Source organism: Halopseudomonas litoralis (assembly GCF_900105005.1).
In the GTDB taxonomy this organism is placed as follows: Bacteria; Pseudomonadota; Gammaproteobacteria; order Pseudomonadales; family Pseudomonadaceae; genus Halopseudomonas; species Halopseudomonas litoralis.
Map to the genome: position 1 here is coordinate 2,882,064 of NZ_LT629748.1, position 22,240 is coordinate 2,904,303.

Annotated in this window: 15 protein-coding genes; 7 read left to right on the top strand and 8 right to left on the bottom strand. The window is 60.3% G+C overall.

The features are described from left to right. Window positions 1-59 precede the first annotated feature (59 nt). Window positions 60-2,051, top strand: coding sequence for a TonB-dependent receptor domain-containing protein (locus tag BLU11_RS13870; protein WP_090274355.1), 1,992 nt, complete (start codon window positions 60-62; stop codon window positions 2,049-2,051). On the opposite strand, the gene BLU11_RS19585 is transcribed toward BLU11_RS13870, so the two are convergent. Beyond that, window positions 2,041-2,292: a winged helix-turn-helix domain-containing protein gene (locus tag BLU11_RS19585; RefSeq protein ID WP_231702207.1), complete on the bottom strand. Its 252-nt coding sequence runs from the start codon at window positions 2,290-2,292 to the stop codon at window positions 2,041-2,043. The two genes, BLU11_RS13870 and BLU11_RS19585, sit on opposite strands and share 11 nt — an antisense overlap. Window positions 2,293-2,406: 114 nt before the next feature. Beyond that, a complete protein-coding gene (locus BLU11_RS19590) occupies window positions 2,407-2,736 on the bottom strand; it encodes a response regulator transcription factor (RefSeq protein ID WP_231702208.1) in 330 nt (109 codons plus the stop codon). A 163-nt stretch (window positions 2,737-2,899) separates the two neighbouring features. Here BLU11_RS19590 and BLU11_RS13880 point away from each other — a divergent pair, with 163 nt between their 5' ends. From BLU11_RS13880 to BLU11_RS13890, 3 genes are read left to right on the top strand one after another with little or no spacing between them, the layout of a single operon-like run. Then, window positions 2,900-3,214 (top strand): hypothetical protein, encoded by a 315-nt coding sequence (locus tag BLU11_RS13880; protein ID WP_090276515.1) that lies wholly within the window; start codon window positions 2,900-2,902, stop codon window positions 3,212-3,214. Continuing rightward, complete coding sequence (locus BLU11_RS13885) at window positions 3,211-4,827, top strand: PepSY-associated TM helix domain-containing protein (RefSeq protein WP_090274357.1); 1,617 nt, start codon at window positions 3,211-3,213, stop codon at window positions 4,825-4,827. The genes BLU11_RS13880 and BLU11_RS13885 overlap by 4 nt, the downstream gene beginning before the upstream one ends. Beyond that, window positions 4,824-5,147 (top strand): DUF3325 domain-containing protein, encoded by a 324-nt coding sequence (locus BLU11_RS13890; RefSeq protein WP_090274359.1) that lies wholly within the window; start codon window positions 4,824-4,826, stop codon window positions 5,145-5,147. Before BLU11_RS13885 ends, BLU11_RS13890 begins: the two co-directional genes overlap by 4 nt. A gap of 51 nt (window positions 5,148-5,198) precedes the next feature. Here the strand turns inward: BLU11_RS13890 and BLU11_RS13895 are convergent, their stop codons facing one another. The 4 genes from BLU11_RS13895 to BLU11_RS13910 all read right to left on the bottom strand — a co-directional run bounded on the left by BLU11_RS13895 (window position 5,199) and on the right by BLU11_RS13910 (window position 12,682). After that, window positions 5,199-8,414 (bottom strand): efflux RND transporter permease subunit, encoded by a 3,216-nt coding sequence (locus BLU11_RS13895; protein WP_090274361.1) that lies wholly within the window; start codon window positions 8,412-8,414, stop codon window positions 5,199-5,201. Next, complete coding sequence (locus tag BLU11_RS13900) at window positions 8,411-9,619, bottom strand: efflux RND transporter periplasmic adaptor subunit (protein WP_090274363.1); 1,209 nt, start codon at window positions 9,617-9,619, stop codon at window positions 8,411-8,413. Before BLU11_RS13900 ends, BLU11_RS13895 begins: the two co-directional genes overlap by 4 nt. Further along, window positions 9,620-11,110: an efflux transporter outer membrane subunit gene (locus tag BLU11_RS13905; protein WP_090274365.1), complete on the bottom strand. Its 1,491-nt coding sequence runs from the start codon at window positions 11,108-11,110 to the stop codon at window positions 9,620-9,622. 159 nt (window positions 11,111-11,269) lie between these two features. Beyond that, window positions 11,270-12,682, bottom strand: a complete 1,413-nt coding sequence (locus BLU11_RS13910) for a hypothetical protein (RefSeq protein ID WP_090276518.1) — start codon at window positions 12,680-12,682, stop codon at window positions 11,270-11,272. Window positions 12,683-12,966: 284 nt separating this feature from the next. Here BLU11_RS13910 and BLU11_RS13915 point away from each other — a divergent pair, with 284 nt between their 5' ends. Then, entirely contained in the window at window positions 12,967-14,196 is a 1,230-nt protein-coding gene (locus BLU11_RS13915) for a benzoate/H(+) symporter BenE family transporter (protein WP_090274367.1), read from the top strand. Between the two features lie 246 nt (window positions 14,197-14,442). Here BLU11_RS13915 and BLU11_RS13920 read toward each other — a convergent pair whose 3' ends face one another. Beyond that, window positions 14,443-16,227, bottom strand: coding sequence for an acyl-CoA dehydrogenase C-terminal domain-containing protein (locus BLU11_RS13920; protein ID WP_090274369.1), 1,785 nt, complete (start codon window positions 16,225-16,227; stop codon window positions 14,443-14,445). 673 nt (window positions 16,228-16,900) lie between these two features. Further along, the gene (locus tag BLU11_RS13925) at window positions 16,901-18,691 is read right to left on the bottom strand and encodes an acyl-CoA dehydrogenase C-terminal domain-containing protein (RefSeq protein ID WP_090274371.1); all 1,791 of its coding nucleotides are present in this window, start codon (window positions 18,689-18,691) and stop codon (window positions 16,901-16,903) included. Window positions 18,692-18,862: 171 nt separating this feature from the next. Here BLU11_RS13925 and selO point away from each other — a divergent pair, with 171 nt between their 5' ends. Then, on the top strand, window positions 18,863-20,296 hold the full coding sequence (gene selO / locus BLU11_RS13930) for a protein adenylyltransferase SelO (RefSeq protein ID WP_090276519.1): 1,434 nt from the start codon (window positions 18,863-18,865) through the stop codon (window positions 20,294-20,296). Between the two features lie 140 nt (window positions 20,297-20,436). Beyond that, a complete protein-coding gene (locus tag BLU11_RS13935) occupies window positions 20,437-22,227 on the top strand; it encodes an SLC13 family permease (protein WP_090274373.1) in 1,791 nt (596 codons plus the stop codon). Window positions 22,228-22,240: the final 13 nt, after the last annotated feature.

Below are 22,240 nucleotides of genomic sequence, written 5' to 3' on the forward strand. Positions count from 1 at the left end.
GGCCAACAATAATGATAACAACTATCATTTGCATTACTCTTACAGGGAACGAATTGCGCATGCCAGCACAAAGCATCCACCGCTACAAGTTTTTTTCACCTGCCGCCCTTACCTTGGCGATTGCCAGCACGCCTTATTTGGCCGCTGAGCCAAATAAGGCAGACCCTGTTCAGCTCAACAATATGGTGGTGACCGCCGCCGGATATGAGCAGCAATTGATCGATGCACCAGCCTCCATCACGGTGATCGGCAAAGACGACCTGGAGGGCAAATATTACCGGGATGTCACCGATGCACTGCAGGACATTCCCGGTGTATCCATCGAGGGCGGTGCCGGCGGCAAGCTGGAAAGCACCAACATCAATATTCGCGGGCTTGGCGAGTCCTATACTTTGTTTCTGATCAACGGCAAGCCGCTGGGCGCCTCCACCGAGGCCTATTACAACGGCTTTGGTTCGGCCACCCAGGTCGGCTGGCTGCCGCCGCTATCGGCCATTGAGCGCATCGAGGTGATCCGCGGACCAATGTCGTCGTTATATGGCTCCAGCGCGCTGGCCGGGGTGATCAATATCATCACCAAGGAGGTCGGAGACGAGTGGAGCGGGCGCGTCAGCCATGATCGGCTATTGCATGGGGATAGTGACGCCGGCGGCTCGCAGCAGACCAATTTTTACCTCAGCGGGCCGCTGGCCGAAGATCGTCTGGGGCTGACCCTGTTCGGCTCCCGGTATCAACGCGACGAGGATGAAATCCAGGGCGGCTACACCGACAAGGAGCGGATCGACGGCACTGCCAAACTCAACCTGGTGGTCAACGAGGCCAACAGCATCGAGCTGGAGGCAGGCCGCGCCGAGCATGACAACCAGCGCACCGCCAAATCCGGCTCGCCGGGCGAAATGAACAATATCCGCACCCATTACGGCCTGACCCATAAACTTGACTGGGGCAATGATTTCGAGACCCGCAGTTTCTTCATCAATGAAGAGGTGGAGATCGAGAATGGCAGTGTCGAATCACGCTACGACAGCAGCCTGGTCAATACCAAGACGGTGTTGCCGCTGGCCAACCAGACCCTGACCCTGGGCGGTGAATACAAGTGGGAGACCACCGATCATGACGCTGGGCGCTTCTACGGCCGTGCCAACAACCTGGAACTGGAGCGCTGGCAGCGCGCCCTGTTCATTGAGGATGAGTTCTACGTCACCGACGACCTGTCTATCACTGGCGGGCTGCGTTATGACGAGAACGAACATTATGGCGAAGAGCTGATCCCGCGCCTCTATGGGGTGTATCGCCTTACCGATGAATGGGTGGTCAAGGGCGGTGTGAGCGGCGGCTACAAGTCACCGACGTTGAAGCAGTCCGACCCCAATATCGTCGAGAATGCCGCCCGCAGTCGCGCCTTCGATATGGGCAACGCCGACCTCAAGCCAGAGAGCAGCATCAACTATGAAGCCGGGTTGATGTGGGATGCCGCCAGTGGGATCAACTCGGGGGTCACCGTCTACTACACCGAGTTCGAGGACCAGATCGGCAAGCGCATCATCTGTGATACCCGTGACGGTTCCGACCCGGTATGCGACGTCAATGGTGTCACCCGTGAATACATAAACCAATACATCAACCACGACTCGGCGGAGCTGCGTGGCGTGGAGATGTTCTTCAACGTACCTCTGGGCCCGGTGGATCTGAAGACCAACTACACCTACTCGGACAGCGAAATCACCGACTCCAAGGACTCACCGGAAAGCGTCGGCCAGCCATTCAACAATCTGCCCAGGCACATGGTCAATGTCGGCCTGGACTGGGCCGCCACCGATGCGCTGGGCCTCTGGGCCAAGGCTCGCTACAAGAGCAAGACCGTGGAAGACAGCGACAGCCGCATCCCTTCCTACACCCTGGTAGACATCGGCGGCCTGTACCGGCTCAGCGACAGCTTCGATGTCTATGCCGGGCTGTACAACCTGTTCGACAAGGAAGTCACGGCCGAGGACTACGGCAAGACACTGGATGGGCGACGACTGAATGTCGGTGTGGCGTTCAATTTCTGAGCGTCTGGGCCGGGGCCTGCGCCAGCCGGTAGCCCAACCCGCGCAGTGTCTCGATCGCGCTGTCGGCACCGGCTGCGGCCAGCTTGCGCCGCAGCCGCGAGACCAGCGCTTCAATGGCATTCGGCGTCACGGCCTCGCTCAATGAATACAGGCGATCCTCCAGATGGTCCTTGACCACCACCCGCGGCGCGTTGCACAGCAGCTCCTCAAGCAATGCCAGCTCGCGTTTGGACAGCAGCATCGGACGCTTGCCGACTAGCACGTCGCGGCTGTCGCGGAAGAACGACAGGTTGCCCAGCTGCAGACAGCTTTCTCTACGCTGCCCGGCGCGGCGCAGTACCGCCCGCAGGCGCGCCTACAGCTCCGGCATGGCGAAGGGTTTGAGCAGATAGTCATCGGCGCCCGCATCCAGGCCGGCGATCCGACGCTCCAGCGAGTCGTAGGCAGTGAGGATGATGCACGGCAGATCGCTGTTGCGGGTCGAGTTGCGTGCGGCCAGCAACGACAGGCCGTCCATATCCGGCAGACCGAGATCAAGCAGCATGGCGTCGTAGCGACACAACCGCAACATCGCCATGGCCTGCCGCCCGTGCTCGGCCACGTCAACCACGAACCCGCTGCGCTGCAGGTGTTTCAACAACAGCTCACGCAGTGAGGGATGGTCTTCTATGACAAGCAGCTTCATGCGATTTCACCCGCCGTGGCCTCGTCAGGCTCCGGTCAGTTGGAACTGGAATAGTGATGCGAGGAATGTAACAAAATGCTTATGATAAGTATTCTTATTTGTATACTAAGCGGCTATTCGCAACCGTTAATCGTAAATCTGCCCCTATTGAGTGATGCTCATCATGCTTGTGTCATACCGCTTGCTCACTGATCTTTCAGCGCCCGTGCGTTATCGGTTGGTCATATTATCCCGCACGCTGCTCGCCATCGGCGGCGGCTATCTATTTACCGCGCTGAGCACCGCCAGCCTTGCCCTCGCCCTGCCGCTGCCTCGGCCGCAAGCGGTACTGGCTGCAACCCAACTGTCCTTCGCGCTGTATTGCGCGGTGATCATCTGGGCCTTCGCCGCTGCCAGCGTCCGGCGTGCCTGGCTGGTTACCGCCGGGCTATGTGCGGTGCCGGCTACCTATTTACTGTTGAACGGAGCGTGGTCATGAAACAGCTCGGTTTTCGTCAAACCAATGCCTGGCTGCATACCTGGACCGGCCTGTTGCTCGGCTGGCTGCTGTATGCCGTCTTTCTGACCGGCACGCTGAGTTTCTTCCATCAGGAAATCAGTTTCTGGATGAAGCCCGAACTGCACGGGTCGGTAGCCGGTGATGGCAGCGCCGAGCGCGCCATCGCACGCTTGCATCAGTTGGCGCCGGATGCGGCCCAGTGGAATATCAATCTGCCCACCGAGCGCAACCCGGCGCTCGATGTGCAGTGGTTCGCTCAGGGCGAGCGTATCGGCAAAGGGGGCGGTCAGCGCCTGAGTCTGGATGCCGCAACCGGTGAGCCAATAACGCCACGTGAGACCCGCGGCGGTGGTTTTCTCTATCGCTTCCATTTCGAACTCTATGGCCTGCCACGAGTAACTGCGCGCTGGATCGTCGGTATCGCCACCATGGTCATGCTGGTCGCCATCGTCAGCGGTGTGGTCACCCACAAGAAGATCTTCAAGGACTTCTTCACCTTCCGCCCGCGCAAGGGCCAGCGCTCCTGGTTGGATGCGCACAATGCCACCGCCGTGCTGGCGCTGCCCTTCCACTTCATGATCACCTACAGCGGCCTGTTGCTGTTCATGTACATGCTCATGCCCTGGGGGGTGAACAGTGCTTATCAGGGCGATATGCAGGCCTATTTCAGCGAAGCCGGCAATCGCCGGGGTGCGCCCGAGCGCAGCGCAGACCAACCGAGTCGCGAGCCGATGACCGCAGAGCTGAGCGCCATCGCGCCATTGCTGGCCCAGGTGCAGCAACATTGGCCACGCGGCGCCGCCAGCATTCAGATAAGCAACCCGAATACCCAGCGGGCCCAGATCGAATTGCGCGAGCAGGGCAGCGACAGCTTGCTAGAACGCGGTCGTGGCCAACGGATGCGCTTCGATGGTGTCACCGGCGCGGCGCTGGAGATGCCAGCCACACCCCCGACCTCAACTACCAATGCGGTATATAACGTGTTCAGCAGCCTGCATCTGATCCGTTTCGCCGGCCCACCGCTGCGCTGGTTGTTCTTTATCAGTGGGTTGTTGGGTACCGCCATGATCGCCACCGGCCTGGTGCTATGGGTGGTCAAGCGTCTGCCCGAACGCCGCAAACTCGGTCGCACACCGTTTGGCCACCGCCTGGTCGAAGTATTGAATGTCGGTACGGTAGCCGGCCTGCCGCTGGCTATCACCGCGTATTTCTGGGCCAACCGCCTGTTGCCGGCCGGACTGGCTCAGCGCAGCGACTGGGAAATCCGCAGCTTTCTGATTACCTGGCTGCTGTGCCTGCTGCATCCGCTGCTGCGCTCGCACAAGCGCGCCTGGCAGGAGCAGCTGATAGCCGCTGCCGTACTGTTCGCTGGACTGCCACTGTTCAGCCTGGCGCTGCCGCATAGCGGTCTACTGCATACCTTGACCACCGGCAAATGGCTGCTGGCAGGTATGGACCTGACTCTGCTGGCCAGTGCGGCGCTTTTGGGCTGGGCCGCCTATGCGTTGGGCCGCCATCAACCCGCCGCCGCTCGCAGCCCACAACGGCAGCCGCGCAAAACCATGGCCACTACCGAGGAGGTATCGGCATGATCAGCCTGAGTCTGGCGCTGTGCATCAGCGCCTTCGGTAGCCTGTGCCTGGGCATGCCGCGGCATTTCGAGCAGGCGCTCAAGCGCAAACCACATCTCTGGGCGAGTCGGGCCCTGCGCTGGCTCGGCTGGTTGCTGCTGGGTTTGGCGATCATGCCAGCAGTCGACGCGCTCGGCCCTTCCGTGGGACTGGCATTATGGGCATCGGCCCTGACCATTGCCGCGATGGGACAGGCACTATTGCTGACCTATCGGCCACGCCTGATCGTTCCAGTAAGCCTGTTGGCGCCACTGCTGGTGTTGCCCCTCCTCGGAGCATGACCAGCAGCTTCTACAGGCGGTTGCCGTCAGCGGTAACCGCCTTGAGCCGCATCAATCCAGCACCTTTCGCTCTCCCGCCCCCTCTGGTGTCAACAGCACATACAATGCCGGCACCACAAATAGTGCCAATACCGACACCGAGACCAGCCCGAAGATAATCACCAACGTCAACGGTCGATAGAAGGCGCTGCTGACCGCCAAGGGTACCAGGCCAACGATGGTGGTGATGGCGGTGGTGAGCAGTGGGCGCAGGCGCCGGGCGGAGCCGGCGGCAGCAGCTTCGGGAATGCTCATGCCTTCTTTCAGGAAACTGTTCATGGTGTCGACCATGATGATGCCGTTGTTGATGGCGATGCCGATCAGTGAGACCAGACCGATCATGGCAAAGAACGAGAAGGTGATATCGAACATCCAGAAGCCAAGGGCGGAGCCGATCACGGCCAGAGGCATGGTGGCGAAGATGATGAAAGCCTGACGGAAGCTGCTGAACAGGATGACCAGCACACCGACCACCAGCACCACGGCGATAACCAAAGCTACCAGCGCGGAGGAGAAGGTTTCGGTGGTGTCCGCGGCTTCACCACCGATCACGGCACGGTAGCCGGAAGGCCATTGCTGCTGCATTTCATCCAGATGCGGCTGCACTTCGGCGAAGACCTCACCGACGGTGCGGCCTTCGTTCTTGGCCATGACGGTCAGCGCCCGCTCGCCGCCAACATGGGATATGGCGATAGCGGACTCGGATTGATTGGGTTTGAGCAACTGCTGGACGGCGAGGGAGCGGCCATCCTGGGTGAAAGCCCGCACCCGGCTCAGTTCTTCGGTGCTGCGTGGACCGCCGGCTTCACCGGGGCGGCTGGGCCATTCGGTGCCCAGGCGAATATCGATATTGTCATCGCCGTCGGCAGTGACGAAGGTGCCGACTTCATCGGAGCTGAAGGCGATACGCAGCTGTGAAGCCAGGTCGCCGTGATCAATGCCGAAGAAGTTGGCTGCCTCACGGTCAGGCTGCAGCGCCAGTTGCGGCTTGAGCATACCGATGTTGTCGCGTACATCGACCACGCCCTGGGTGCCGGCCAACAGCGTCTGCACCTCTCGGGACAACCGCAGCAGTTCATCCATGTCCGAACCGATCAGCTGGATCTCGATCGGATCACCCATGCTCGGGCTGCTGGATTCCGGCACCACCAACAGCTGTGCAGCGGCGACATGTTGGTCCAGATAGACGGCAAGCTCGCGGCGCAATTCGTCGGCCAGCTCGTAGGACATGGCGTCACGCTCTTCCAATGGACGGAAGATGGCGGAGAAACCAATGAAGTTCTCCGCCTCGCTGGGCTGCAGATTCGCTGCCATCGAGCCAGCGGCAAACGGGCTCTTCAGACCCACCAGTTTGACTACACTCTGGAAATAGGGCTTGTCGCGCAGGATCGCGCCGACATCATCGGCTATCGCCTGGGAGGTTTCCAGCTGCACCGTGGGCGGCAATTCGATGTTGATGCCCAGGCGTTCGCCGTCCGTCGGCGGGAACAGCTCGACCCGCGCCTGGGTGAATGCCCACATGGAGAAGACAAACAGGGCGATGGCGCCGATCACCCACAACCAGGATTGCCCGCGGCGCCCCACCACCCAGCGCGCATTCCAGCTTTCCAAGCCATTGACCGCACGAGCCGTGACACGGTCGGACAGACCCTGGCGCTGCGGGTCCTCGGATTTGCGCTGCTTGCCCAGCAAAGCGCGGGCCAGCGGCAGAGTGCACAGCATGGCGACAATGAACGAGAGAATCAGACAGACCACGGTGGTGGTCGGCAATACGCGGATGAACTCGCCGACGGTACCGCTGATCGACATCAGCGGTGCCAGCGCGAGTATGGTGGTCAACTGTGCGGCAAAGGCAGGCAAGGCGTAGCGTTTGACCGTGGCCAGTACGGCCTGGCCGAAGGTCTTGCCGCCGTTGTAGATCTCGTCGTGCAGACCTTCCAGCAGGATGATGAACACATCAACGATCATCACCAGCGCGATGACCATACCGATGACTACCAGCTCGTTGAGCGAGTAGCCCATGATCAGGATGATCAGCAGCACCCCGGCAAAGGTCACCGGCACCGACAGACCGGCGAGAATCGCCTCGCGCCAGGCAATGGTCAGCAGCAGGATGATGAAGACCACCGCCATGGTCTGCAAGGCGCTGAAAAACACTTCGGCCAGCGATTCCATTATCTGGTCCGCTTCGTCTTGAATGACGCTGTATTCCAGGCCGGACGGCCAGGCGCCCTGCTCCTGCATCTGTGCCAGCGCTGCATGCAGGTCCGCCACCAGATTCACCGTATCGGCGCCGGGGCTTTTGCGCACCGAAAGTTCCAGCGACGCTGCATAGGCTTCGCCATCCGCACTGAAGAAGGCACGTGAGGTTTCGGTTTCCTGCATGCGGCGCACCGATGCCACTTCATCAAGACGCACCGGTCGATCGGCACCGGGACCACTGAGCCTTGCCACCGGCAGCGCTCGCAGGTCATCCACATCACGGAAGCGCCCTTCCAACCGCACCACGGCGCCGATATCGTCGCTATGGATCTCGCCAAATGGCTGTTCCACGTTGGCCTGCTGCACGGCGTTGCGCACGGATGAAGGCGACAACCCCAGCGCCAGCAGTCGCTCAGGACGCAGCAGTATTTGCACGATCTCCTCGCGTTCCCCGCCGATGTTCACTTCCCTGACGCCGGTCACCCGCTCCAGCATATCGCGGATGCGCCGAGCCTGGTCGTTCATGGTGGCCGAGCCGGCTTCGCCATGCAGGGTGAAGGTGAGAATCGGACGGTCATCCACGGATGCCTGCTCTATCGCCGGGCGTTCCACGTCTGCCGGCAACTCAGCCTCGGCATCGGCCACAGCGGCGCGTAACCGGGTCATGGCGTCGATAGGGTCGGCGGAAGCATCGAATTCAACGGAAATGACCGAGAAGGAATCATAGGAGGCGCTGTCTACCTTGCGTACGCCCTCCAGGGTGGTGACTTCGTCTTCGATGATATCGGTGACTTGCTCTTCGATGGTGCGCGGGTCGGCGCCCGGCCAGGCGGTGGTGATGGTAGCTTGGGGGATATTCAGATCCGGCAGGGATTCCTTGACCAGTTGGGTATAGGCCATCAGCCCGCCCAGCAGCAGAGTGATCAGCAGCAGAATGCCGAAGATCGGCTGCAGGAAGAAGAACCGTGCCAGCGGGTGGGCCGAGCGTACCTCGTCGCTTTCCTGCCGGCCGTTGGCGGTGCTCATTCAAACTCCCCATCGGTTTGCAGAACCCGCACCCGCTGACCATCGTAGAGTGCGGCACGCCCATCGGTCACCACCAGCTCGTTCTCCTCTACCCCATCGAGAACGGCACGGTAGGCGCCAGCCTGCTGACCCAGTTCTACCCGACGCTCGTTGACCCGGCCACTGTCCCTGTCCACCACGAAGAGAAAGGTCTGATCGTTACGAAAGCGCAGCGCTTCCAGGGGTACGGCCAGATTGTCCTGCAGCGCCGGCAGGGCAATCCAGACCGCGACGAACTCGCCATCCTGCAACCGGGGATTCTCGCCTTCGGTGTGCGCGATGACTTCAAAGGTGCGGGTTTCCGGATCAAGGGACGGACTGATCGCATGCACATTGCCGGCCACTCGGTCCTCGCCGATCAGCGGATCGACATCACGACCGTCCAGCGGTGGCTCGCCACCGATCACCACCCGGGCACCGTTCTCGACCTTCCGGAAATCATAGGACGGCAGATCCACCCGCACCTCGAAGCGGTTCGGATCGATCACCAGCGCCGGCACCGTGCGCAGCGCATTCTGCTCGGAGTTTGTCTGCACTATGCTGGGCATGAAATAGCGGCCCTTCTCGATATTCAGCCGCGCCAACACCCCATCGATGGGCGATATCAGACGCGACTCATCGACACTCAACTGCGCCTGCGCCAGTTGCGCACGGCTGTTGTCCCGTGCTGCGGTGGCCTGCTCCACCTGCACCACGGCCTGGTCCAGTTCCTGCTGCGAGGCTGAACGCTGCTCGATCAGCGTTTCGTAACGCTGGCGGGTTACCTTCGCCAGGGAGAGGTTGGCTTCGGCTTCGGCCAGTGACGCCCTGGCCGCCTGCAGATCCGCCTGCACCCGCTCCGGAGCCTGATGGGCAATCAATTGTCCGGCCTTGACCGGACTACCGATCCGCAGATCCTCATCCACGTGGGATACCACCCCCTGTTGAGTGAAGGTGAGAAATTCTCGCTGGCGGGAACGGGCGGTGCCCTGACTGTAAACCCAGGCCTGCAGGTTGCGATGTTCCACCGGCGTTACCTTGACGCTGACCACCTGCGCACCGCCATCCTGCTGCTCGGCGGCGCTGGGCTGAGCGTCCTGCAGCGGGTCCGGCTCCTCCGCGCCGCCACAACCCAGCAGTCCGAACAGCAAGGCCATGCCAATGGCGCTCAGTCGAGTCTTGTTCATTTATCTGCGCTCTTCTGGTGGGTTGGTGGAAAAGCTGCCGGCAGCAGCGGGCGTCACCGCAAGAACCTTGGGCGTGGGCTCGAAGCCGCCGCCCAAGGCCAGATGCAGGGCGATACGGTTTTCGATGCGCGCATGACGGGCAGTGATATGGGCGCTGCGGCCATTCAGGGCGCGCTGCTGGCTTTCCAGTACGTTGAGAAAGGGGTCTATGCCTTGCTGATAGCGGTTATAAGACATGTGCACTGCCTCTTCGGCAGCGCTGGCAGACAAATCCAGACTGGCTTCGCGCCTTTCCAGCACCGTATCCACCGCCAGCATACTTTCCACTTCTGCCAGCGCGTTCAGCGCCGTTTCGACATAGCCATGCAGCGCTTCATCCTGCTGGCCTTCAGCGATATCAACCTGGGCTACCAGGCGCCCGCCCTGAAATACCGGTTGCATGATCTGCCCGGCAATTGACCATACGAGATTGCTGCTATCAAACAGACCAGACAGCTCGCCGCTGGCATAACCCGCCGAGCCGCTCAGTGATAAAGAGGGTAGAAAGGAGCGCTGGGCTGCGCCCAATTGGTAACCGGAGGCCAGCAAGGTCAGCTCCGCGGCGCGTACATCCGGCCTCCGTTCCAGCAGCTCCGCAGGTACCCCTGCCGCTGGCGCTGCTGGTACGCCGGGCAGTGCGTCGGCCGTCTGCAGAGTGCCCGCCGGGTAATAACCGAGCAATATGTCGAGCTGACGCAGGGTACGCGCCAGGGCCTCACGTCGCTGCTCCAGCCCTGCTTCTGCAGAGCCCAGATTGGCTTCGGCCAGCTTGGCATCCGCTGGAGAGGCAATGCCGACCTGCGAGCGATTGCCAATCTGCCGGGACATCTCCGCCAACGCCTCGACGGTGCTCTCGGATAGTTCTACCTGAGCACGTGCATGAACGATGTCGTAATAGAGTTGCACCACCTGAGCCACGACCGATTGCCGGGCGCCGCGTAATTGCTCGGCGCTGGCCAGAAATTCAGCGCGCGCAGCCGAAGTCAGTGCCGACAGCCGGCCCCATAGATCCAGCTCCCAGCTGACGTCCAGTGAGGCATTGTGATTGTTGCTGATGAAGGCCATGTCATCGGTCAGCTCCCCCAATGGCCCAGCCATGGCACTCATGTTCTGCCGCTGGCGGGCGCTATTGAAGCCTATTCCGGCCTGGGGGAGCTGATCACCCCGGTTCAGCCTTACGCGCGCTTCTGCCACTCGGGCGCGGGCCAATGCCTGAGCCACACCCGGGTTGCGCAGCAACGCGGTGTCGACGAACCGATTCAGTTGGTCATCATCGAAGTCCTTCCACCAGCGCTCTACCGGTGCGTAACCATCAGCGAGGGTGCCATCGAAGGTCTCTGGCAGGGCGAACGGCAACTGCGGTTCTGCCGGCGGCGCTACGCTACAGGCGCTGGACAGTATGGCCATGACCAGAACAACGCAGGGTAGCGACTTGTAAAAGCTGAAATTCATTCACCGTCCTTTTCTGGCTTCCGAATGAGTTATTCATTCTAGCCCAGCCAACCCACCACCGGCTGACTTCCCGGACCCCATCTTGGCTCCGCTGCGATATGCTCGCTTGGCGAACACTATCAAGACATCGTCCCTTTGGGGAAATTCCGACAGTGGCGCTCAGTCACGCCGCAACCGCGCCATCAGTCGATGTCGCCAGCTGGACTTCTGCTGTTCCTGTGGCGTTGGCCAGTCCAGTTTCTTGCTTTCACATTGGACTATACCGTTGGCTCCCAGGCGCAAGCGCCAACGCTGGGCCCTTGTGTGTTGCTGGCCCGGTTCGGTGAGTACCAGCAGCAGGTTATAGTCGTGCTGCTTTTCGATGGCGTGGCCCTCAACTGTGGAAAAGGCTTCCCCATCATCGGCGAGAGTAAACAGGCGGTTACGGGTAGGCTCTATCAACTCACACAGTGGTTCACAGTCCAGATTCACTCGCTCTTGAATCTCATTCTGCTCCAGCGCCGCCTTATCCAACTGCAAGTGGGTGCGATAGCAGATGATATGGCGCTCTTCATTGGCCCATTTGCCGGAATGCTCCAATACATCTCGCGGTAGATCAGCCAACTTGTAGTAGTCCAGCCAGACCAACTGCTGCGCCATCAGCTGTTTGGTATAGGGCATCAACAGACGGTTTTTCCAACGCGCCCTGCCCTTGCGCAACCAACGGGTGAGCAGGGTGATCAAATCGTCACGCAACAGATCGCGGACGCCATACACCATGGCAATCCCCAGCAACAGAGTGATGGACAGCTGACTGGCGCTGCGAGCGTTGAACAGCACATAGGTAAACAGTCCCATGATCAAGGTGGTGCTCGCTGCCTTGACCAGCTTGCGGGTCCCCGATCCCAGCTCGGTGAGCTTCGAGCGCAGCAGCACAGGATACTCCAGCAGCCGGTGATACAGGCTCATGCGGTTCCATACCCGGGTTGGCTTGCCACGGAAGTCGGCCAGGTACTCGCGCTCCTTGCGGATCCGATACTCCTCCAGCAGAAACTCCTCGACTGTCTCACGCAGCTCCGCATCCAGTTCCGAGTAACCCTCCAGCGTCATGCATTCCAGCAGGAACTGCTCGGCGTACCAGGAGAAATAGATATCCATCTGCCGGAAATAACGCTGCTGACTGCTCGGCTCGGGTACCGTTCGGCGCAAGCGCTGGGCATAGGTCTCACTCAGACGCAGGGCCCGTGTTATGGGCTCGGCCGTGGCCACACCGGCGCTCTGTAGCTGCTGACGCAATCGGTCCACCGAGGCTTTGTAGCGGAACAACCAGGAACCGTAGGTAATCTCGTAATGGGGCGACATCAGCGCGAAGGAGCTGTCCTCCTTGCTGGCACGCTCCTGGGCTGGCAGGCCCAGCAGACCAAAGCGGTGCAACAGGGAGGTGAGATAGAACTGCTGCTCGGACATTGTCCAGGCGGCAAAATTGCTCTCGTGGGGCGTGAACAGGTACAGTTCAATCTCGTAGCGGCCCGGCTTCTTGAGCGTGCGGGTCAGCTGCAGACGGTAATCACCCTTGCGTTTCAGTGAGAACACGGTCACTCCCTTCGATGTTCATGGCCATTCTTGGGCCTGACTGCGACACCTCCCTGGCAGGAGGTATGGCCCGCTTCAATCCTAGCATGACCGCGCCAGCGCGGCGTGGGGCCACAAGATAACCAGGACATTCGCGCTGCCATTGCGGTGTCGAGCCAGGTTAATATGAGCTCCACGGCACAATCCTCTGCTGCACAGGAAATCATGGTGATCAATACCAATTCATACCTGTTGTCTGGCCGGCCTTTTCTGCACGATTTTTCGCCTGCAGCCAAGGGCCGAATGTGAGTTTCTTCAAGGACCTGTCCCTCTCCTCCTTCAGCGCCGGCTTTGTCGCGGTACTGGTAGGCTTCACCAGTTCTGCCGCGCTGGTGTTCCAGGCTGCCCGCGAGCTTGGGGCCACACCGGCCCAGATCGGCTCATGGATGCTGGCGCTCTGCCTGGGTATCGGTCTGTCCGGCATCTATCTTTCCTGGCGATTCAAGGCGCCGGTAGTCACCGCCTGGTCAACGCCGGGCGCCGCGGTATTGGTCACCGCTGCGTCCAGCGCGAGCCTTCAGGAAGCCACCGGCGCTTTCATTATCTGTGGACTGCTGATGGCGCTATGCGGTTTCTTCGGCTGGTTCGAACGCATCATGCAGCGCATTCCGCCGGCAATTGCCGCAGGCATGCTGGCTGGTGTGCTGCTGCGTTTTGGCATGGAGGCCTTCGCCGCACTGGAAACCGCATTCGGCCTGGTATTGCCGATGCTGCTCACCTACTTGCTGGCTCGGCGATTGATCCCGCGCTATGCGGTGATAGCGCCTCTGGTGGTCGGTATTGCGGTGGCGGCGACTGCTGGCATGCTGGATTTCAGTGCATTGAGTTTCACCGTCACCACGCCACAGTGGGTTACGCCGTCTTTCAGCGTGCAGGCACTGATGGGCGTGGCCTTACCCTTGTTCGCTGTGAGCGTGGCATCGCAGAACCTGCCCGGGCTGGCGGTGCTACGGGCCGCTGGCTACCAGACACCCGCTTCGCCGTTGATCGGCTGGACCGGAATGGCAACCCTGGTGCTGGCCCCCTTCGGTGCCTTCGGTATCAACCTGGCTGCCATTACCGCAGCCATCTGCACCGGTCCCGAGGCCCATGACGACCCCGGCAAGCGTTATACCGCTGCGATTGTGTCCGGTATCTTCTATCTGATTGCGGGTATTTTCGGAGCCAGCATCGGTGCATTGTTTCTGGCATTTCCCAAGGAACTGGTGCTGGCCATTGCCGGTTTTGCCTTGATCAATACCATCGGCAGCGGGCTCGTCAGCGCACTGCAGGAAGAACGCCACCGCGAAGCGGCGCTGATAACCTTTCTGGTCACCGCCTCAGGCGTATCGCTGCTGGGAATAGCCTCGGCGTTCTGGGGGATGGTAGCGGGCGCCGGCGCATTGCTTATCCTGCAAGCGCCCGGCCTGCAGAGCCAGCTCAGACGCAACGGGAAGACGGAGCCAGCCCAGGCTCAATCGACAGAGAAGAGCTGAAGTTCTGAAAAGCCCAAAAGACGCCCATTAAAAAACCCCGCCGAGGCGGGGCTTCGCAAAATAACGTCCTGATCATCATCCTTAACGAGAGCACTTCCTGTAGCTTGTTCCCTGCTCCCTATTGGTGTTTCTCCGCTTCCTGCGATGCATCCTTGCGAAACCAATAGTACGTAGATGGTATGGATCGGCCCATAGGCTATTACCGCCACGCCTTGTAGGCCTTCTCCTACACCTCAACAAAGTGTCTCAGAACTGAGCCGCCTCCAACTCAAACAGCGACTCACTACCCGCGCGCACCGCCGCGCTCAGCGACTGGACTCTCGGCAGCAAACGCTTGAAATAGAAGCGAGCGGTGGCCAGCTTGGCCTGGTAGAAACCATCCCCGTCCTGCTCCACAGCCAGCGCGGCCTTGGCCATGCGTGCCCACATATAGCCATAGGCGGTATAACCGAAGGTATGCAGATATTCCACCGACGCAGCGCCGACTTCATTGGGGTTGGCCTTGCTGCTTTCGATGACCTGAGCCGTCAGCTGCTTGAGGTTTTCCAGTGCGGCCTGCAACGGCTGAACAAACTCGTCCATGTCAGCTGCGCCATTGTCAGCAATGAAGTCCTCGATTTCATCAGCGAACACCTTGAAGAACGCGCCGCCATTGGCAACGGTCTTGCGCCCCATCAGATCCAGCGCCTGAATACCGTTGGTGCCTTCGTAGATCTGCGCAATACGCACATCCCGCACCAGTTGCTCCTGACCCCACTCGCGAATGTAGCCATGCCCGCCGAGCACCTGCTGGCCGTGTACGCAGTTTTCGAAGCCCACGTCGGTGAAGAAGGCCTTGGCCACTGGCGTCAGCAGTGCAACCAGATCTTCGCCCTTCTTCTTGATCTGCTCATCTTCAGCAAACTTGCTGATATCCAGCTGCATGCCGACATAGGTCGAGAAGGCGCGGCTGCCTTCGATCATGGCCTTCATGGTCAGCAGCATGCGCCGCACGTCCGGGTGCACTATGATCGGGTCGGCGGCCTTGTCCGGCTGTATCGCACCGGTCGGCGCACGGCTCTGGATGCGTTCACGCGCATAGGCGACAGCGGTCTGGTAGGAGGCTTCGCCGCAACCGATGCCCTGGATGCCGATGGACAGGCGCTCGTAGTTCATCATGGTGAACATGGCGTTCAGGCCCTTGTTCACTTCGCCGATCAGATAGCCCTTGGCACCGTCGAAGTTCATCACACAGGTGGCCGAGCCCTTGATACCCATCTTGTGTTCGATCGAGCCGCAGCTCAGGGTATTGCGCTCGCCCAGACTGCCGTCTTCGCTGACCAGGAACTTGGGCACCAGGAACAGGGAAATACCCTTGGGGCCGGCCGGTGCGTCGGGCAGCTTGGCCAGAACCAGGTGAATGATGTTTTCGGTCAGGTCATGCTCACCGCCGGTAATGAAGATCTTGGTACCGGTAACGGCATAACTGCCATCGGCCTCGGGTACAGCCTTGGTGCGGATGATGCCCAGGTCGGTGCCGGCATGCGGCTCGGTCAGGCACATGGTGCCAGCCCAGGTGCCGGCGTACATGTTCGGCAGGTACTTTTGCTTGAGCTCTTCGCTGCCATGGGCGTCCAGCGCCAGGGTGCTGCCGGCGGTCAGGGCGATATACAGGGCAAAGCTGCTGTTGGCGCCGTAGATCATTTCCTCGACCTGCACACCGAGGGTCTTGGGCATGCCCAGTCCACCGTATTCGGCATTACCTGCCAGCCCTACCCAGCCGCCTTCGGCATAAGTGCTATAGGCTTCCTTGAAGCCGGCAGGAGTGGTGACTTCGCCGTTGTTCCACACCGCGCCTTCTTCGTCACCGTTGCGATTCAGTGGCGCTATGGTCTGCGAGGTGATCTTGGCGGCTTCCTCCAGCATGGCATCAGCGGTTTCAGCATCGATGGCGCCATTCAGGCCGGGCAGGCTCTGCCACAGCTGGTCGGCTGCAAAGGTTTCATTGAGAACGAAACGGATGTCACGCAGGGGGGCTTGGTACTCGGCCATGGGAACTCCTCAGTCAATATGCCCGCTCGAACGGGTCGATTGGCCGATTGTAGACCGAGAACTTTTTAAACGACAGCGTCTTGTTGTGACTTTTATCTTTATTATGGTCACGAACTGTCGAATTGGCCGGCTTTGGTGGGGCGGTTGGTTTGTGCCCTGGTCGCAGGATAGTATTCCCCTCATCTGAACGCGCACCCCGCCATCGATGGCGCTCGTCTACGGCCGTCCCTGGCCGCAGACGGTTCTGACGAGGGGAGTATTACCCTACGCCTGACTAGCTCGGAGTGGTTGATGGAAGAATCTGGATACACCGCAGCGGCGCGCGGTCACGCAGCCAACAGCGTGCTGGCGTGATAAGCGGAAAGCGGGTTTGTGTGGGAGCGGTCTTGCCCGCGAGGGTTTCCTGCAGGCCGTTCGCGGTCAAGACCGCTCCCACAAAAACAGCCCGGAATTGACTGGAACCATAAAACTTTCCACAGACGCTTACCCATACCAAAGCGGTACCCGCAGCCCCTACAGAGGATACGGGTCTGGTGGGTATTAGCCCACTTCAGAACCGTGTGCGGCCAGGGACGGCCGTACACGAGCGCCATGGATGGCTGGGTGCGCGTTCTCAAGTGGGCTAATACCCGCCAGGACCCTACACCGCACCAGCAATAGCTCCAACACGAACTCAGAACTGCTCGGCAGTCATCCGCATCAAGGCATCAGCACCCGCTTCCAGCGCCTCGACATGTGCCTGAGCACGCGGCAGCAGACGTTTGAAGTAGAACTCCTGGGTGGCCAGCTTGGCCTGATAGAAAGATGCTTCGGAGCTGCCTGCGTCCAGTTTCTGCTGGGCGACCACCGCCATCTTCAACCAGAAGAAGGCGTGGATGACATAACCGGAGAACATCAGGAAGTCCGTGGCTGCGGCGCCGACTTCTTCCTTGTTCTGCATGGATTTGACCGCGACCTTCTGGGTCAGCTCGCCCCATTGGGCATTCAAGGCCGTGAGCTTGTTGAAGTACCCGCCCAGCTGCGCATGACCTTCATTGGCCTGGCAGAACAGATGTACTTCCTTGGAGAAGGCCCGCAGCAGTTTGCCCTGACTCATCAGCACCTTGCGACCGAGCAGGTCCAGCGCCTGAATGCCATTGGTACCTTCATAGATAGGAGCGATGCGGCAGTCACGAACCTGCTGCTCCTGACCCCACTCGCGAATGTAGCCGTGACCACCGAACACCTGCATACCCAGCAGAGTGACTTCCAGACCGGTATCGGTCATGAACGCCTTGCAGATGGGCGTCAGGAATGCCAGCTGATCTTCGGCGTTGGCGCGAACCGCTTCGTCGTTTGAGTAATGTGCATTGTCCAGCAGCTGAGCGGTGTAATAGGCGAGCGCGCGGTTGCCTTCGTTGAAGGCTTTCATGGTCAGCAGCATGCGGCGGACATCGGGATGCACGATGATCGGGTCAGCTGGCTTCTCCGGTTCGGCCGGACCCGACAACGCGCGCATCTGCAGGCGGTCCTTGGCGTAGGCAACGGCGTTCTGGTAGGACACCTCGCCATGGCACAGGCCCTGCATACCGGTACCCAGGCGGGCGCCGTTCATCATGGTGAACATGCAGGCCAGACCCTTGTTGACCTCACCGATCAGAAAGCCGGTGGCGCCGTCGAAGTTCATCACGCAGGTGGCCGAGGCCTTGATGCCCATCTTGTGTTCGATGGAGCCGCAGACTACGCCATTGCGCTCGCCCTTCTCGCCGTTGGCGTCGGGCAGGAACTTGGGCACGATGAACAGCGAGATGCCCTTGGTACCGGCGGGCGCGTCGGGCAGTTTGGCCAGCACCAGGTGGACGATGTTCTCGGCCAGGTCGTGCTCGCCGGAAGAGATGAAGATCTTGGTGCCGGTCACCGCATAGCTGCCATCAGCCTGGGGCGCGGCGCGGGTCTTGATCAGGCCCAGATCGGTGCCGCAGTGGGGCTCGGTCAGGCACATGGTGCCGGTCCAATGGCCTGGTACCAGTTTGTTCAGGTACAACTCTTTCTGTTCCTGAGTACCATGGGCGCGGATCGCCGAGGCGCAGCCGTGGGTCAGACCGGGATACATGTTCCACGCGTAGTTGGCCGAAGCAGTCATTTCATTGACCACCAGACCCAAGGATGAAGGCAGACCCTGCCCGCCGAACTCGACCGGGCCGCTCATGGCCGCCCAGCCGTTGTCAACATACTGCTGGTAGGCTTCCTTGAACCCCTTGGGCGTGGTGACTACGCCATTGTCGAAGTGACAGCCTTCTTCGTCACCGGTGCGATTCAGTGGAGCCAATACTTCGCCGGCAAATTTGGCGCTTTCCTCAAGGACGGCATCTACCAGGTCAGATGTCGCATCGGTCAGACCATGGGTTTGGTAACCGGCAGCGAAATCAAATACTTCATCCATGACAAAGCGCATATCGCGCAGCGGGGCTGTGTAACTCGGCATCGGTGTCTCCAGTGAAGGTGCAGCGCGTGGCTGATCAATATTCATACGATTGTTTGACATTAAAGCCGTGCTGACCGGCCGGTCAACGGAATCCACCGTCCATTACATCGCTTGATACACAGCCATAAGGCAGGCAGCATGAAAGCCTTTCCATCCGTAAACGGCATGCTTATGACTACTCTGGCTGATCTGCATTTCGACAACCGCTTCGCCCGGCTTGGAGATACCTTTTCAACCAAGGTGGTACCCGATCCCTTGAACAATCCACGCCTGGTGGTCAGCAGTGAGGATGCCATGGGGCTGATTGATATGGATCCAGCGCAAGCAGATGATCCTCAGTTCACCGAGGTATTTTCCGGACGCCAGATCTGGAGTGCGGCGGAGCCACGCGCGATGGTGTATTCAGGCCATCAATTCGGCGCTTATAACCCGCAACTGGGCGATGGGCGAGGCTTGCTTCTGGGCGAGGTGGTCAATCAACGAGGCGAGCATTGGGATATGCATCTCAAGGGGGCCGGTAGCACGCCTTACTCCCGCATGGGCGATGGTCGTGCCGTACTGCGCTCCTCGGTCCGCGAATTTCTCGCCTCCGAGGCGTTGTACGCGCTGGGCATTCCAAGCAGCCGGGCATTGTGTGTGACAGTCGGCGACGACCCGGTGTACCGCGAGCACCAGGAGCGCGGCGCCATGTTGCTGCGCATGGCGCCCTCGCATATCCGTTTTGGTCATTTCGAGTTCTTCTATTACACCAGGCAGCATGACGCCCTGCGCCAGTTGGTCGACTTCACCCTGCAGACCTGCTATCCGGCATCGCAACAGGCGGCCGAGCCGGTGCTGGATATGTACCGGCAGATTGTGCGTCGCACGGTGGACATGATCGCCCGCTGGCAGGCCTATGGTTTCTGCCATGGGGTGATGAATACCGACAACATGTCGATTCTCGGTATTACCTTCGACTTCGGGCCCTATGCCTTTCTCGATGACTACGACGCCGGCCACATCTGCAACCATTCCGATCATGAGGGTCGTTACGCTTTCAACCGGCAACCGGCGATCGGACAGTGGAATCTGGCCTGTCTGGCGCAGGCGTTGACGCCCTATGTAGAGGTGGAGCAATTAAAGGCAGAGCTGGCCACGGTGATGCCGCTCTACCAAACTGAATATATGCGGCTGATGCGTGCCCGGCTGGGCTGGGCGGGCGAGCAGCCAGGTGATGAGGAGCTGCTGCAGCGCCTATTGCAACAGATGCAGGACAGCGCCAGCGACTACCACATCACTCTGCGCCTGTTGGCCGAAGACGATGCCGGCGCGCGTGATCAATTCATTGACCGTCTCACCTTCGATATCTGGTTTCAACAGCACCAGGCCCGACAGTCAGCGGACCCCAGCGCCCTGGCCGACCGGCTGAGCTGCAACCCTGTCTATGTACTGCGCAATTATCTTGCCCAGCAGGCCATCGCCGCAGCTGAGGAAAACGACTTCAGCGAAGTGCGGCGACTGCACCAGATCCTGCGCCAGCCCTTCACTCGCCAAGCCGGACAGGAACGCTATACAGCCTCGCCACCGGATTGGGGCCGTCGGCTGGAAATCAGTTGCTCTTCCTGATATCTGCCCAGCCACTTATACCTAAAACGCATAAGAAAGGCATTTTCAGGTCTTGGACAGACTAAGCGCCAACCTTTAGGGTAGCCGCTCTGTCTGGTTCCAGTTGCGGAACCCATACCTCACACGAGATTCAGGTGCCGATGAACTGGGATACCCTGGCCATGCTTGGCGTGGCCGCCCTGCTAGGCTGGGTCATGTATGCCTTTGTGCGCGAGAAATTCAGCCCCGATGTAGTGGTGGGTATTGCTGTTGCCATTCTGCTTGCCACGACACTGCTGACCCCGGCGGAGGTGCTTGGCGTGTTGTCCAACAGCGCCCCGATCACCATCGCCTGCATGTTTGTCCTTTCCGCGGCGCTGGAGCGCACTGGCTGTGTCGATAAACTCGGCAGTCTGCTCGCCCGCATCGGTGGCACCAGCCCGACGCGCATGCTGTTCGCCTTGCTGGTCACCGCCATGCTGCTGTCCACCTTCATCAATAATACCCCGGTCGTTGCCATCCTGACCCCGGTGGCGGTAACCCTCGCCGCCAGGGTCGGCAGCAAGGCATCGAAGATGTTGATCCCGCTGTCCTATGCCACCATCCTCGGCGGCACCATGACCATGATCGGCACCTCGACCAATATCCTGGTCGACGGCGTTGCACGTCAGCAAGGGCTGGCCCCCTTCGGCATGTTCGAGATCACTCTGGCGGGCGCTATCTTCTCCGTCATCGGCCTGGCTTTCATCATGCTGCTCGGCAATCGTCTGCTGCCCGACCGTGACAGCCTGTCCGATCGCCTGCGTCCGACCCGCAGCCGCACCTTCATGACCGAACTTCTGGTGCCCCACGGCTCCCCGGTCATCAATCAGACCATCGCCGATGCGCAGCTCAACGGCGACAGCGGTATCCAGGTACTGAAACTGTTCCGTGGCGACGACGAGCTGAGCACCCCGCTCAACACCACCACCCTGAACGCCGGCGACCGGCTAATATTGCACGCCAATGTGCGCGACTTCGTTGAGCTGCGGCAGAACGGGGTGCTCGAGTTCAACCGGGACCAGAGCTTCGAAACCATCTCCACCCGTGACGTGGTTCTTGCCGAGGCGGTAGTGGCACGCAGTTCGCGCTACATCAACCGCCCCATGCGTGATCTCAACCTCACCGCGCGCTACGGCATTCATGTGCTGGCCGTGCACCGTCAGGATGAGCATATTCAAGATAACCTGGACGACTTCGAACTGCAGTTCGGCGATGTGATGCTGGTGGAAGGCTCGCCGACACTGATCCGCAAGTTCGCTGACAATGGTGACCTGATCAGCCTGAACACCGTACAGGAGCGCGCTTACCGTCGTAACAAGGCACCAATTGCCATCGCAGCTGTGCTGGGGGTGATGGTTCTGGCAGCGCTGGGCATCATGCCGATCGAAGGCCTGGCAATCATTGCCGCCGCCCTGGTGGTCGCCACTGGCTGCCTCGAAATCGAGGACGCCTACAAGGCCATCGACTGGAAGATCCTGGCGCTGATATTCGGCATGCTGGCGATCAGTATTGCCATGAACAAGGTGGGGCTAGTGGACAGCATAGTCGGTCAGGTGATGACCCTGTCACCGCTGCTCGGCCCGCTGTTCATGCTGTCCTTCATCTACCTGCTGACCTCGATTCTTACCGAGATCATCAGTAACAACGCAGTGGGGGTCCTGCTGACGCCCATTGCCATCGGCGTGGCCCATCAGTTGGGCGCCGATCCCCGCCCCTTCGTGGTGGCCGTGATGTTTGCCGCCAGCGTCAGCTTTGCCACCCCGATCGGCTACCAGACCAACACTTTCGTCTACAGCGCCGGCGGCTATCGGTTCATGGACTTCGTGCGGATCGGCATGCCGTTAAACCTGATCATGTGGGCTGCGGCAACACTCATCATCCCGCTGATCTGGCCGCTGTTTCCGGCGTGAGGTGCGAACAACA

Bases quoted from the DNA above. Each gene is read 5' to 3' on its own strand.
- BLU11_RS13870 (WP_090274355.1), top strand. From the start codon at position 60: ATGCCAGCACAAAGCATCCACCGCTACAAGTTTTTTTCACCTGCCGCC.
- BLU11_RS19585 (WP_231702207.1), bottom strand. From the start codon at position 2,292: ATGCTGCTGTCCAAACGCGAGCTGGCATTGCTTGAGGAGCTGCTGTGC.
- BLU11_RS19590 (WP_231702208.1), bottom strand. From the start codon at position 2,736: ATGAAGCTGCTTGTCATAGAAGACCATCCCTCACTGCGTGAGCTGTTG.
- BLU11_RS13880 (WP_090276515.1), top strand. From the start codon at position 2,900: ATGCTTGTGTCATACCGCTTGCTCACTGATCTTTCAGCGCCCGTGCGT.
- BLU11_RS13885 (WP_090274357.1), top strand. From the start codon at position 3,211: ATGAAACAGCTCGGTTTTCGTCAAACCAATGCCTGGCTGCATACCTGG.
- BLU11_RS13890 (WP_090274359.1), top strand. From the start codon at position 4,824: ATGATCAGCCTGAGTCTGGCGCTGTGCATCAGCGCCTTCGGTAGCCTG.
- BLU11_RS13895 (WP_090274361.1), bottom strand. From the start codon at position 8,414: ATGAGCACCGCCAACGGCCGGCAGGAAAGCGACGAGGTACGCTCGGCC.
- BLU11_RS13900 (WP_090274363.1), bottom strand. From the start codon at position 9,619: ATGAACAAGACTCGACTGAGCGCCATTGGCATGGCCTTGCTGTTCGGA.
- BLU11_RS13905 (WP_090274365.1), bottom strand. From the start codon at position 11,110: ATGAATTTCAGCTTTTACAAGTCGCTACCCTGCGTTGTTCTGGTCATG.
- BLU11_RS13920 (WP_090274369.1), bottom strand. From the start codon at position 16,227: ATGGCCGAGTACCAAGCCCCCCTGCGTGACATCCGTTTCGTTCTCAAT.
- BLU11_RS13925 (WP_090274371.1), bottom strand. From the start codon at position 18,691: ATGCCGAGTTACACAGCCCCGCTGCGCGATATGCGCTTTGTCATGGAT.
- selO (WP_090276519.1), top strand. From the start codon at position 18,863: ATGACTACTCTGGCTGATCTGCATTTCGACAACCGCTTCGCCCGGCTT.
- BLU11_RS13935 (WP_090274373.1), top strand. From the start codon at position 20,437: ATGAACTGGGATACCCTGGCCATGCTTGGCGTGGCCGCCCTGCTAGGC.